Here is a 13048-nt window from a genome sequence, read left to right as displayed (position 1 = left end):
AGCATCCCGCCACGCGTTATGTCTTCAGCTCCTGCTTGAGCTCATCGAGAAAGCGCCAGTCGGTGCCGTTGGCGATGATCGTCTGCGGATCGGAAGTGATCATCCCCGTCTCCTGCAGGCGTAGCGCATAGAAGCGGATTGAATCTTCGGGGTCGTATTCGCGCCATTTGTCGTAGAGCACCTCTGCGCCGAAAGCCTGGCGAATGTAGTCGTCGCGGCTGCCGAGGCCATTCGCGACAACAGCCTTGGCGGCCGCTGCCGGATCGGAAAGGCAGAAGTCGACGGCCTTGAGAAGCGCACGCAAGACACGTTTGGCCGCCACCGGATAGCGCTGCACGAACTCGTTGGTGCCAGCCAGCATGCAGCAATAGTAATGCGCCCAGGGTCGGTCTACGGATGTCTTGAGGATCACGTGACCGAGATTGCGCTCGCGCATGATCTGCGGAACAGGGGCTGTACCGAGAAAGGCATCGATCTTCCCCTCCGCGAAAGCCTCGACCGGGTCCGGTGTCGTAATCCACTCGATGTCGTTGGCCGGATCGAGCCCGACATAGGCTGCGATCATCATCAGGAGCAGATACGTATTGCCGTTCACGTCATCGACGCCGGCGCGCTTGCCCCTGAGGTCAGGGATGGTCCGTACGCGATCGTTTGCGATCAGCTCGAGGCAACCGACGTGCAGACCGGAGAGCACGGTGATCGGAACCCCTTTGGCGATAGACCTGATGTGTGCCGGAGGGTAGTTCCAGTCGAAGTCCACCTCGCCGTGTTCGATCCAGTCCGATGAGTCCGGACCTGTCCCTTTCGTCACTAGGGTGATGTCTGCAAACCCCTCGGCGCGCAGCAGGTCCTGAGAAATATATATAGGCGTCATGCAATCCGCGATCTTGGGAAACGCCGGAAGTCGGACCGCCGTCGTCTCGGGCGGCGCCTCGGCAAATGCCTGCTTCGGACTGCCGAAGAGGCTCGCCGCGCCGGCTGCGGCAGCGCCGGCCAGGAAGCCGCGGCGGTTCTGGATGATGTGCACGGCATCGCTCCCCTCTCGTGAACTGCAGGTGCAATTCCATTCGGGACCGATCAAAAGAGGTTCCGATAGAGGCAGATCGTCTCGTGAGCGCATGAGCGGTTGTCGATGGAGCGCGCCCAGTCCAATGCGGGAGTCTTGCGCTCCCAGTCGCGGAGCTAGTGTATTAGCCACCGACGATATACCACCATACGCCCGTTCTGCATCACTGGCGAGTGCGAAAACTCACACCGACGAAGGCGGGGCGGAGAGCACGGCCCTTCTTACGCTGCGCGCTCGCGGTACGGACGACGGAATGGACTACACCATCATCGGCGGTGCCGTGAATTTGGCATCTAAGCCGCTTCCAGTCAGACCTCCGTCGCCTCGGCTAGCTCGAGGGCGTCTTCTACGTCGACGCCGAGATACCGGACCGTGTTTTCGATTTTAGTATGGCCCAACAGAATCTGAACAGCGCGAAGGTTACCAGTTGCCTTGTAGATGATTGACGCTTTGGTACGCCTCAGCGAATGCGTTCCGTATTCCTGAGGTCGAAGTCCGATCGCCACAACCCATTCGTCCACGAGGCGGGCATACTGCCTCGTGCTCATGTGACGCTTTGGGTCGATCCTGCTCGGGAACGCATAATCGTCGACCGTGCCGCCGCGCCGTTCTAGCCATACGAGAAGACTGGAGCGTGCATCGCTCATCAACTCGAACTGAACCGGTTGGCCTGTCTTCTGTTGCACGACCATCGCGCGGGTGCGAATTTCCGGCCCGAGAACCAAGGTGCCGATCTTGATCCTCACTAGGTCGCAGCCGCGCAACTTGCTGTCGATTGCTAGATCGAAGAGGGCTCGATCGCGCAATCGCCGCTCTCGGTCGAGAAAGAACCGGATCGCCCATATCTGTCGAGGTTTCAACGGGCGTTTCGTTCCGACCTTCTTGCCCGCGTTCCACGCGCGGCGATCGGGAGCGGTGGGGTCATAGTGAGAATGTCCCATTTCGTTTCTCCTTCGGCCATGATTGGCCACGGGAGGAACGCCTAGCGCTGGGTCGGTTGGGGGGGCCGAAAGCAGATAGTTCGCTTGTGGTGCAGGGAAGAACGATAGCGGACGTTAAATCTCAGGATCCGATGTCTGAGTTGACCCAATCGAGCCATTCTCGCAGGCAAGCTCGACTGTCTCGAATGTGGCAAATACGGCATTGGTGACACCTCGCCGTATGAGCCGTCGATGAAACACGCGGAAAGAGGGGATTTGCTACCTAGTGCTGGTGGGGTCGGTTTCCTTTCAGAGCAACCGATAGTATGATCCGCCGGGGTCAGGCCAACGATGGACCGCAAGCTTTCCGCGATTCTTGCCGCAGATGTAGTGGGCTATTCGTCTCTGATGGAGCGCGACGAGGCCGGTACGTTCGAGCGCCTTCGTGCCGGACGCAAAGAACTGTTCGAACCCGAAATTGCTCGCCACCACGGCCATATCTTCAAGCTGATGGGCGATGGGATGCTGGCCGAATTCGGCAGTGTCGTCGATGCCGTCGAATGTGCAGTGTCGCTGCAGCGCGGCCTGTCCGAGCGCAACGCCTCGCTTCCCGAGGCGGAACAGATCCTGGTGCGGATCGGTATCAACCTCGGCGAGGTGATCGTTGACGGCAACGACCGGTATGGCGATGGGGTCAACATCGCGGCCAGACTTCAGCAGTTAGCGGAACCGGGCGGCATCTGCGTCTCGGGAAAAGTGGCCAAGGAGGTCGAGAGGAAGCTGGCGTTCACATTTGAGTCAATGGGCGAACAGAGGGTTAAGAACATCACCGAACCGGTTCGGGCGTATCGCGTACTGCTTGACCCAGCGGCAGCGGGCAAGACCCTCCATGCTCGTCGCCAGCCGCGCGCCTGGCGTTTTCCAGTCGCAGCGGGTGTTCTCATCCTGGCTCTCGGCCTTGCAGCAGCATGGTGGCAGCCGTGGGAGAGACCTGCACAGGCTGTCGTTCCGACCGTCAGCGTGGCAGCCGACATCCGGCCCTCGCTAGTCGTCCTGCCTTTCGACAATCTCAGCGACGACAAGGAACAAGAATATCTCGCCAACGGCTTCACCGAGGATCTGACGACCGCACTGGCGCGTGTGCCGGGTCTTTTCGTCTTCTCCCCCAACGCGGCCTCCGTTTACAAGGACAAGGACCCGAAGCCGGAGGAGATTGCGGCGGCATTGGGCGTCCGGTACCTGCTGAAAGGCTCGATTCGCCGCGTCGGCGACGACATGCGCATCAATGCGCAGTTGATCGATGGCTCGACATCCAGGCATCTCTGGGCGGAGCGTTTCGACGGCCAGTGGGCGGACGTATTCGCGCTGCAGGACAGGGTTGTCAGCAGCATCGCGGGCGCGCTCCAGCTCCGCCTGGTGGGCGGCGCGCCGTCCGCCCGGGCGGGAGGCACAAGTAATCCCGAGGCCTATGAGGCCTATCTCAAGGGGATGGACATCTACAACCGTATCAACACGCCCGAGGAGTTTGCGCAGGCTGTGAAGCATTTCCAGCAAGCGCTGCAACTCGACCCCGATTTCGGCGCGGCGTACGCCCAGCTCGCCTGGGCCTATTGGGATGCGGATGTCACTCGGGCCGTAGTAATGGGGCTTACGGAGGACGAGGCCCATGACAAGATCTATGAAACCCTGAAAGCGGCGGCCAGGTATCCTTCGCCGGGCTACTATCAGCTCGTCGCTGAGTTGATGGTCCGCGAGCACGACTCGGACGACGCAGTCACCGTTCTTCTGAAGTCGGTGGCGCTCGATCCCAGCGATACTTGGAACTATCTCTCGCTGGCCAATGCCCTGAATTTCAACGGCAGGCCGAAGGAAGTGCAGAGCTATCTCGATGCGGCTGCGCGCGTCGACCCAAACTCGTGGATGGACTACAGGCGCTACCAAGCCGGACTGGCCGAGTTCGGCCAGGAGAAGTTTGAGGACTCGGTTCGCTCTATCGAGAAGATGGACCTTAAATCACCCGATTCACGGGCGAATTTTTACGCCCTGCAGGTCCTCATTTCGGCTTATGGGCATCTTGGGCGCACAGACCAGGCCGCGGCCGCTTTGGAAACGCTTAGGAAGGTTGTTGCGCGGAGAATGGAATGGGAGCTGAGCCAGTTGATCACCCAGGATTACATGGTGTTCAAGAATACGGCCGATATCGAACGCCTTTTGGCCGGGCTGACCAAGGCAGGTGTGCCCGAGCTGCCGGCATTGGCAAAGGCAGGCATGAATCCGAAGAACCGGCTCACAGGGGCGGAAATAAGGTCTCTCATGTTCGGCCACGAAACGCGCGGAAAATTGGTAAACCCCACGTTCCTGCCGATGCAGCGCACAACCTCGGTCGACGGCGCCGTCAGCGAAACCGTTGGCCAGAGAACCCGCACAGGAACCTCGTGGGTGCAAGGCAATTTCTTGTGCAACGCCTTCCCCAGAGAACAGACAAGCTGTGGGGCGATTTTTCGCAATTCATTCAGAACGCCTAGGCGTCAGGACGAATACAAGAGCGTATACCGTTGGGAACAGTTTGAATTTTCGGTCGTCGAGTGAGCTCCCAAAATGCTGCAAGGGCTGAAAGTCGGCTTGCGCATATGCATGCGACCTTGTTCGCCATAACCGCAGACGACCGGAATTGGCCCAAAAGCTGCATGGGTCCAGTGCATTGGCGATGTCCGCTTTTGGTGAATCGACGGGACCGTAGGAATGACTGCCAAGAGGCGCGTTTCTGACTGGCAGGTTGGGGGCCGTCAGCAAGCGGTCCGCTTTCGGGAAGATGGGCAGAAAAAGCCGACCTTTTGCTCTAACTTAGACTAGCCCAGTGAGGACCGATTCGCGCTACAATCGGACGCCGCGTTATCAGGCAAGTTTGAGCAACTGTTGATACCGCGGATGATTGCGGACGGGATCGAGATCTGAATCATTTTCGACCCAGAGTTTCATATCACTTCCAAACTGCTGCAAGCAAATTTCCAGCAGCTCGATGGCCCGATCAATCTCGCCAAGCTGCGAATAGGTGCAGGCGGCATTGTAGCGGCAGAGGTTATCGTCCGGATCAATCGCCAAAGCACGCGCCAGCCATTCTTCTGCCCGATCACGTTCTCCCAGGACTGCCAGTGCGACGGCTCCTTGCTGCGCAGGCTTTGAGTTTTCCGGATGCTGCCTAAGCGCCTCTTCGGCTCGTCGCACTCCAAGGCGCGCATATTTTGCCGCTTCCTCCAGACGTCCGAGGGACCGAAGGACACCAACCAGGAAAAGCGGCGCCTGATAGTCATCAGGCTGAATCTCCATTGCACGAAGGTAGTGGTGCGCGGCCTGCTCGAAATCGCCCTTTGTAAAGAAAAATTCGGCATACAACTGATGGGCTTCGTAGCAATTAGGATCTAACGCCAGGGCCTTTTCGAAAGCGACAGCCGGCTCCTCGGCGTGGCTGTCGATCATCAAAGCGTATGCGCGTGCTGCATGGGCCTCCGCCAGACTGGGCTCGAGCGCCAAGGCCTTGCCGGTGGTTGCCAGAAGATCGTCGGCCGGAACCTTCTCCCCGTGCCTGGAAATGAGGCGCGAATCACAATTGGCGATACCCGCGTAAGCGCGCGCGAATCGTGGATCCAGGTCCGTGGCTCTCGCAAACATCCGCCGAGCCAATATCAGGGAGGATCTCGTCATCTCATGAAGTAGCTGGCGACCCCTTAGATAGTGCGTGTAGGCTTCGACATTGTCGGTAGGCGCTTGCTCGATCGCCTTCTTCTCGTCCGGCAAAAGCTTGACCCTGAGCTGGTCAACAATCGTTTTGGTGATCTCATCCTGAATCGCAAAAATATCGCTGAGTTCACGGTCGTAACGAGCGGCCCATACATGGCCGCTGGTGGCACCTTCGATCAATTGGGCATTGATCCTTACGCGATCCCCGGCGCGGCGAACGCTACCCTCGACCACATAGGCGACACCAAGCTCCTTCGCTGCCTGCTCCAAGTTCACCGCCTTACCTTTGTAGGTGAAGACCGTATTGCGCCCGAGCACGAATAACCCTGAAACATTCGAAAGGTCGGTGATGATGTCCTCGGTGATGCCGTCGCTGAAAAATTCCTGTTCGGGATCGTTGCTCATGTTCGCAAAGGGCAGAATCGCCACTGACGGCTTGTCGGAGCGGTCATTTACTCGGTCATTTACTTGACCACCCCCAGTTGCTGCCTGAGCGACCACGCTTTCGGGCGATCTCAGATTGATAAAGTAGACACGCAACGGCTGGATAATATTCTTGACGGTCTTCTCGCCTTGGTCGAGGAAGTCAAGTTCCAGTTTGTTGCCGACGTGGTCGCGCACAGCCGCTGAACACGCAATGCCACCTGGCCAAGCAAGGCCCTCGAGCCGCGCCGCTATGTTCACACCGTCACCGTAGAAGTCCTCGCCGTCGACGATGATGTCGCCGACATTGATGCCGATGCGGAACTTTATGTGCCGGTCCTCGGGAATTCCCGCGTTGCGCCCCGGCATGCCGCGCTGGATTTGAACGGCGCAGCGCGCCGCGTTGAGAACGCTGCCGAACTCGACCAAAAAGCCGTCCCCCATCACCTTGAAGATACGGCCACCATGCTTGGCTACGGTAGGATCGAAGAACTCGTGACGATGCTGGCGCAGTGCACTCAGCGTGCGCTCCTCATTGGCCTCCATGAGGCGGCTGTAGCCCACCACGTCCGCGGCCAAGATAGCCGCCAGACGTCGCTCAACCTGCTCCTCGGCCAATGCCTCGTCCCTTTCAATCGGCAACTATCCTATTCGATCCGCAAGCTAATGTGCAGCGCCCATCGCCGAAGGAGGTCGAAAGGTCTGGAACAGACACGACAGCAGTATGCTCAGCAGCGGCTGGATATGAAGCGCGCCCGGAGGGCAGCGCGTCGCGCCGAGGAGCGACTGCCGTGGGCGAGGCGCTTTCAATTGTTGGCCGAAGTATCGCAAGCGCCCTCCCCTTGGCCCTACAAGGCAATAGAAGTGTTGGCTATAGAGATATGATTTCGGAGGGCAGATGAAGGTACCGGTAGAGTTCGAGAACATTATCGCTGATGTCGAAAAACGACAGGAGCCGCTTCCGTCTCATTACTTTCAAACAGAGTTGATGAAAGCTCGCACGACGCTCGGGAGCGATCTCGACGCCGACCTAAACGCCGGTGCATTTGCCGAACTCGTCGCATGGACTCTGACGACCGAAGCGTGGGGCCTTGAGCCTTGGCATTCTTATTTCGGCCCATTCGGCTCATGGATCAGCATCGACGGGAAGAAGGCATTCGCGCCGGCCGTCGACCAGGTCGACGAAGCCATCTTCCGGCATTGGGCCAGCCGTGTCGGTCAGTTCAGGCACCCAGGACTGCAGGCTCGCTATGCGGACCTATGCTGGGAGCTTGCGAGGACGGTCGGCAATGCTAAGCCGGATTTTCGCCATGCCGTCGCTGCCGTTGATGCGTATCTCGGGGGCGTGTCTAGCGGCCTCGTAACCGAGTTTCATGAGCAGATCGCGTCAGTGAGCCGGGCACTCGATATCGCTCGCCAGATCCGGGACAACGACCGCTCCGAGGCAGCCATCGTCACGCTCATGCAGCTTCATGACAAAGCCGTGGCGGGAGAGGGGTGGTGGTGGAAGACCTACGACCGCCTCATCGCGGATAAAGCATTGACCGACTACAGGCGTGCCTATCTCGCCCAGAGCCTAGAGGGGCTGGCGGCTGACTACGCAGACACTGCGAGCGCTGAAAAGTTCGACCCCTTCCAGCTTGAGAGCGTCTCTGAACGGCTGCAGGCCTACTACAATCGCGTCGGCCGCCGCCCCGACGTGGTCCGGCTTCAGGAGACAGTGGGTAGGGCCTTCGAGCACACCGCCGGTCTTGGTGACAACCTACGCGCGTCTTCGATGCTACAGAGCGCCGAAAACGCCTATCTCGACGCCGGCAACCAAGAGGATGCGAAGCGAGCGAGGATCGCGCGAATAAAAGCGATCGAAGCGTCTCGAGAGGAAATGCAGTCGTTTGAGACCACTCAGACGATTACGAAGGAGGAAATGGAGGCGTTCGTCTCCACGGTGGTCACCGACCGCCCGCTGCACACCTTCGCCAGGATTGCGAACCAGTTCGTGCCTGAGGTCGCGCAGATAGAGGCGCGGATCAAAAAAGGCGGGGAGGATGGCGAGGGTTCGATCATGGACTTCATTCCGATCGCGATAATGGCGAAAGATCATCAAGCCGCGATGCTTGGAGGGGTAGAAGACGATCTCGACGGACGTGTCATCCATCGTGCCCAGCAGAATGTGCAGTGGACTTCACCATACCTGCACCGCACGCTGCAGGCAGCGATCGAGAAACACGAACTCAACCCGTATGCGGTTACCGGGTTTGCCGAGCGCTCGGGTCTATTCGAAGATTCCAGCTTCCTACTCGAAGGCGTGGGCGCGTGGTTTGCTCTCGATCACATGAAAGCAATCCATGTGCTGGTCCCCCAGGTAGAGCGTGCACTCCGTACCATCACCGGTAAACTGGGTGAACCCGTCGCTAGAAAGCACCCAACTATGCCGGACCGCGAGATCGCTATCGGCATGGGTGAAATATTCGGAAACAAGGTGGTTAAGGACACCCTCGGCGCTGATCTGACGCTCTATTTCAAGCTCATTTATTCCGATCCTCGGGGACTAAACCTGCGGAATTCGATTGCACATGGCACTCTTGAGCGCGGTATGATCAACGCAGTGATCAGTGATCTCCTGATCCATTCTCTGCTTGTACTTGGCCTGTGGGATCAACTAGCCGACCACCGGAAGAAGAAGGCGGCTGGGGGCTGAGGGAGGATGGAACCTACTCTAACTGTCGTGCGCGTTATCGTCGAAACTCGATTACCAGTGGAAGGCGACCTTCCCAGCGTGATTTCCCCGAACCCGCCAGTCCGCTTCCCACCCAATCCGCCGCTCGCGTCTTCAGGCCTACTGCAGCTAGAAAATGATTTCCCACAGCAGATAAAAGGCCGGAAGTGGCCCGACTGGTTTCGGGATGATGCTGCCGACAAGCCGCCGTTCGGTTGACGGGCCAACATGTTTCCCCGCCCGCTTCAGCCTGACGGTCGAAACTGGTCGTCGGCCAATGTAGAGCCCGCCCGCATAACGATTAGAGGCACAACACTGGTCGGCTGGCATAGAAGGGTGAAACCCCTAGCTCAACGACCAGTCATGGTACAGCCGCTCGTCGCTTCGGTTATTTCTTCCGCAGCTCTTTGACAACATCGAGAAAGGCCCGCAGTGCGGGCGGTACGGCTCGATGTCCAGAGTAGTAGACCGCAACTTCTTCTGGAGCCGGCACCCACGCGGTCAGAATTTTGCGCAAACTGCCCTCGGACAAGGCCGCCTCGACGGCCCAATCAGCCACGTAGGCGACACCTAGACCCTCTATTGCAGCTTCGACCATCAGCTCTTCGTCGTCGAGAACGATGGTGCCGTTTGCCTCGAGTGCGAGTTCCTGACCCGCGCGCTCGAACTCCCATCGATAGAGCTTGCCGCTGGGCATGCGGTGACCGATGCAATGGTGGCGCCGCAATTCGTCGGGGGTTCCCGGCTCGCCGAGGCGATCGAGATAGGCGGGCGAGGCGACACAGATGAACGTCAGCGGGCGCGCAAGCAACACGGTGATCATGTCCTTGGGGACTGATCCAAGGGGGCGCACGCCGGCATCGAAGCCGCTGGACACGATGTCTATGAGTCGCCCATCGACGACAATATCCACAGTCACGTCAGGATGCAGCTCCGCCATCCGGGGAAGAGCCGCGCGAACGAGAAGGCCAGCCACCAGCCGCGGTGCGTTAATGCGGACTGTTCCCGCAACTTTGCCCCGAAAACCCGCAACGCTGTCGAGCGCCTCGTCCAGTGAGGCAAGCGCCGGTTGAAGGCGCCCAAGCAATTGGTAACCTGCTTCCGTCGGCGAAACACTGCGTGTGGTGCGGTTCAGCAGGCGCACGCCCATACGTTCCTCGAGCGCTCGCATCGCATGGCTCAACGTCGAAGGCGCCGTGCCGATCTCGTCAGCTGCGCGTCGGAAGTTGCGGTGCGTGGCAACGGCCACGAAAGCCGTAAGGTCATTGAGCGAAGGGCGAGCCATTGATGGGGATTCTGCATCATCCCATGTCGAATTCAACGGCTAACACAGGCAATCCGATTGCCTTATCTCTCACTCGTATCAAAACCGAGGCGGCTCAGCTCCGACCCGCTGTCGCACCGCACCAGACTGAAAGGAACCCGAAATGCCTGCACGTAACGCCGTTTATCCGGCCAAACGCCACGCGTTATACGATATTCATAAATACTCCGCCGCCATTCGCTCGGGCGACCTTCTCTTCGTATCGGGTCAGGTCGGGAGCCGCAACGACGGCTCGCCCGAGCCCTTGTTCGAGGATCAGGTTAGGCAGGCCTTTGCCAATCTGCGCGAGGTCTTGGCCGCCGCCGGATGTAGCTTCGACGACGTCGTCGACGTCACCACCTTCCACACCAAACCGGACGAACAGATCGAAACGGTGCTGGCCGTCCGGGCCGAAGAGATCGGCCAACCTCCCTATCCGAACTGGACGGCAGTTGGCGTCAACTGGCTTGCCGGCTTTGATTTCGAGATCAAGGTTGTCGCCCGCATCCCGACGCCGGTCGGCTGACAAATGCTGATCGGTCGCAAGCAATGTACTGGTGCGAACGACCGTTTGGGAACGCGGTAGTAAGCTGGACTCGTGTGGGCGCGACCGACAACGTCGATGTCGGCGATTTCTTCTATTGGGCAGCGGGCACGCAAACCCCCGGCTTGCGTGGGCGCAAGCCGCCATGTCGTCATGGGGGCCGCAAGCGGACGGTCCGGCTTTTGGGGCGGTGCTAGAAAGCCGACCTTGCATTCAGGGAGCACTGCCCGCCCTTGCGCTTAGTAGTCACCTTGCCGGCTTGGCTGCCGGTGCCGAAACGGCTGTTAGGGAATTGTCAGGTTGAATTCGCGATGCCGCCTAGTGACCGTTGACTCGATCTTTTCATTCAGTGGGAGACGGCACCAGATCAAGCCGCGGAACGAATTCCTCCAACTCGTCGTCGAGTAGCGGCGGTTCTTCCTCAGCCTCCTGCTTGGGCTCGACCATCAGAAGACCAACGACGATCAGCGCCAGGGAAGCCCAAGTGAGGGCCGGTATCGCTTCTCCCAGCAACAGCATGCTCCAGCCTATGCCGGCTGCGGTCACCGCGTAGGCGTTCTGGCTTGCGAACACAGCGCCTGTGCTGGAGATCAGCGCGATGAAAAGGAGCATCGCCAAATTGCCGGCAACGGCCATCACAACGACGATCACGCCAAGCCGTCCGGTCAATAACCCGAAAGGCACGAAATCCCGATAGAAAGCCGCCAGCGGAATTAGCATCAAAACCGAAGCAATAAGGGTGATGCCGAATAGAGCGACGCTATCGATAGCAGCAGGCTTGAACTCCGAGAGGTAAATATCCTCGGTCGCGTAAGTCATCGGGATGACGAGCGCAATGACAAGCCACAACCAACTGGTAGCCATTTCCGCCGGCTCTCCATAGAGCAGTATGATGAAGATGCCGACGAGGCCCAGCCCAAGTCCCAAAAACCGCTTCAGGTTGGGCGCTTCTGTCCGCATCAAGGCGGCGAACAGGAATACGGCGAATCCCTCCAGGACGATGACAATGGAGACGATGAAGGCGGGAAGCTTGCTTGCCAGCCAATAGACCAGCACCTGATTGACCACCGCGCTGACGAACGCAAGGGTGATGATGAACTTCCAATCCGAGCGCGTAAGGTCAGCAAGGCGCGGCATTGTCCTGCGCTTCATGCTTATCCCGACGCAGAACACTGCCCCAATGACGTCAATAAGGAGCGCCAGCCCTATCGGATGGGCTTCAATGAGTGAAGCCATCTTCGAGAGCGGCACGACAAGGCCCCACAGTCCTCCGCAGGCCAACAGCAGCAATGCGCCACGGAATGTGCGGATATTCTGCCGCATCTTTCGCTCGCGCTCATAGACCTTCTGGGCCATCGTAGCGAAAACCGTGGCGAGCTTGCCCAGACCATCCGGGCGGCCTGCCACATCGCGGATGCCGAGCTTTGAAGGGTTGAACCTCCCGCTTTCCAAGGTCGCGGCCGCCTTAGTCAGCTTGGCCACCTGTCGCAGATATTCCTTCTCGATATCGCGCAGTCTCTTCTTCTCGATGCAGGTGGAAACCCGTGCTTTAAGAAGAGCGAGTTCAAAATCCTTGGGCAGGAAATCCTCGGCGCCCAATTCGATCGCCTTGACGACGCTGCTCATCTCATCATCGAGCGCGGAAATCACGATAACCGGCACATCCCGCGTTCTGGACGACGCCTTGAGACTCTTCAGCACCTCGAAGCCGTCCATCACCGGCATCATGATATCGAGAAGGATGAGATCGAAATTTTCGGTGGCGAGCAGATCGAGCGCCGCGCGGCCGCTCTCCACCGCCTCGGCTTCGTGCCCGAGAGCCTCGACCGATTTCTTGAGCTTGATCCTTATCGTCCGGGAGTCGTCAACGATGAGGATCCTGCCAGGGCTGCTCACGCTATTCTCCCAGATTGAAGATTTTTCGAAGCTCCGTGACGGCGGCGTCGAAGGCGCGCTGCGCGTTATCGATTTCCGCCAAATCCGCCGGCTCGCCAGCTGCGCATCGCGCCTCTACTCGAGCGCAGATTTGGCTAAGTTCGGCCGCCCCCATATCCCGCGCGTTGGATTTCAGGGAATGGGCAGCCCGCCGGGTGGCCGCTAGGTCGGAAGCCCGACCCGACGACCACATGTCCTGCATGACGGATGGCCCCTCTTCGAGAAAGGACGCCACGAGCTCTACAAGGTCAGCCTCTTCGCCACCGACAAGCTCGCGCAGCTTGTCCAGTGCCCTTCTGTCGATCGCCACGCCACCCCCCGATGTCCGTTTCTTCTAGTTATAACCACTGACCGCGAATTTCTCCCGGTGCTCGTGAAGTAAGACCGAAATCGAACCCCTCTT

At 59.1% G+C, this 13048-nt stretch carries 9 protein-coding genes; 3 read left to right on the top strand and 6 right to left on the bottom strand.

Going from position 1 to position 13048, the window contains the following annotated elements:
* Nucleotides 1-16 precede the first annotated feature (16 nt).
* Entirely contained in the window at nt 17-1027 is a 1011-nt protein-coding gene (locus RFN30_RS25075; RefSeq protein WP_320264753.1) for an ABC transporter substrate-binding protein, read from the bottom strand.
* A gap of 347 nt (nt 1028-1374) precedes the next feature.
* Entirely contained in the window at nt 1375-2007 is a 633-nt protein-coding gene (locus RFN30_RS25070) for a tyrosine-type recombinase/integrase (RefSeq protein WP_320264752.1), read from the bottom strand.
* A gap of 330 nt (nt 2008-2337) precedes the next feature.
* On the opposite strand from RFN30_RS25070, the gene RFN30_RS25065 reads away from it, so the two are divergent.
* Complete coding sequence (locus RFN30_RS25065) at nt 2338-4575, top strand: adenylate/guanylate cyclase domain-containing protein (protein WP_320264751.1); 2238 nt, start codon at nt 2338-2340, stop codon at nt 4573-4575.
* A 306-nt stretch (nt 4576-4881) separates the two neighbouring features.
* On the opposite strand, the gene RFN30_RS25060 is transcribed toward RFN30_RS25065, so the two are convergent.
* Nucleotides 4882-6765 (bottom strand): TPR end-of-group domain-containing protein, encoded by a 1884-nt coding sequence (locus RFN30_RS25060; protein ID WP_320264750.1) that lies wholly within the window; start codon nt 6763-6765, stop codon nt 4882-4884.
* Between the two features lie 280 nt (nt 6766-7045).
* On the opposite strand from RFN30_RS25060, the gene RFN30_RS25055 reads away from it, so the two are divergent.
* Nucleotides 7046-8845 carry a DUF7380 domain-containing protein gene (locus RFN30_RS25055; RefSeq protein WP_320264749.1) on the top strand — a complete coding sequence of 600 codons (1800 nt, stop codon included), beginning with the start codon at nt 7046-7048 and terminating at the stop codon, nt 8843-8845.
* Nucleotides 8846-9251: 406 nt separating this feature from the next.
* Here RFN30_RS25055 and RFN30_RS25050 read toward each other — a convergent pair whose 3' ends face one another.
* Entirely contained in the window at nt 9252-10148 is an 897-nt protein-coding gene (locus RFN30_RS25050; protein WP_320264748.1) for a LysR family transcriptional regulator, read from the bottom strand.
* Nucleotides 10149-10290: 142 nt separating this feature from the next.
* On the opposite strand from RFN30_RS25050, the gene RFN30_RS25045 reads away from it, so the two are divergent.
* The gene (locus RFN30_RS25045; RefSeq protein WP_320264747.1) at nt 10291-10692 is read left to right on the top strand and encodes a RidA family protein; all 402 of its coding nucleotides are present in this window, start codon (nt 10291-10293) and stop codon (nt 10690-10692) included.
* A 360-nt stretch (nt 10693-11052) separates the two neighbouring features.
* Here RFN30_RS25045 and RFN30_RS25040 read toward each other — a convergent pair whose 3' ends face one another.
* Nucleotides 11053-12606 carry a response regulator gene (locus tag RFN30_RS25040; RefSeq protein ID WP_320264746.1) on the bottom strand — a complete coding sequence of 518 codons (1554 nt, stop codon included), beginning with the start codon at nt 12604-12606 and terminating at the stop codon, nt 11053-11055.
* A gap of 1 nt (nt 12607) precedes the next feature.
* The gene (locus RFN30_RS25035; RefSeq protein WP_320264745.1) at nt 12608-12955 is read right to left on the bottom strand and encodes an Hpt domain-containing protein; all 348 of its coding nucleotides are present in this window, start codon (nt 12953-12955) and stop codon (nt 12608-12610) included.
* Nucleotides 12956-13048 lie beyond the last annotated feature (93 nt).

The sequence above is a fragment of the Mesorhizobium dulcispinae genome (genome assembly GCF_033977345.1).
Classification (GTDB): Bacteria; Pseudomonadota; Alphaproteobacteria; order Rhizobiales; family Rhizobiaceae; genus Mesorhizobium; species Mesorhizobium dulcispinae.
The sequence above is the reverse complement of the archived record's forward strand: the minus strand, read 5'-3'. Positions and strand labels throughout refer to the sequence as shown.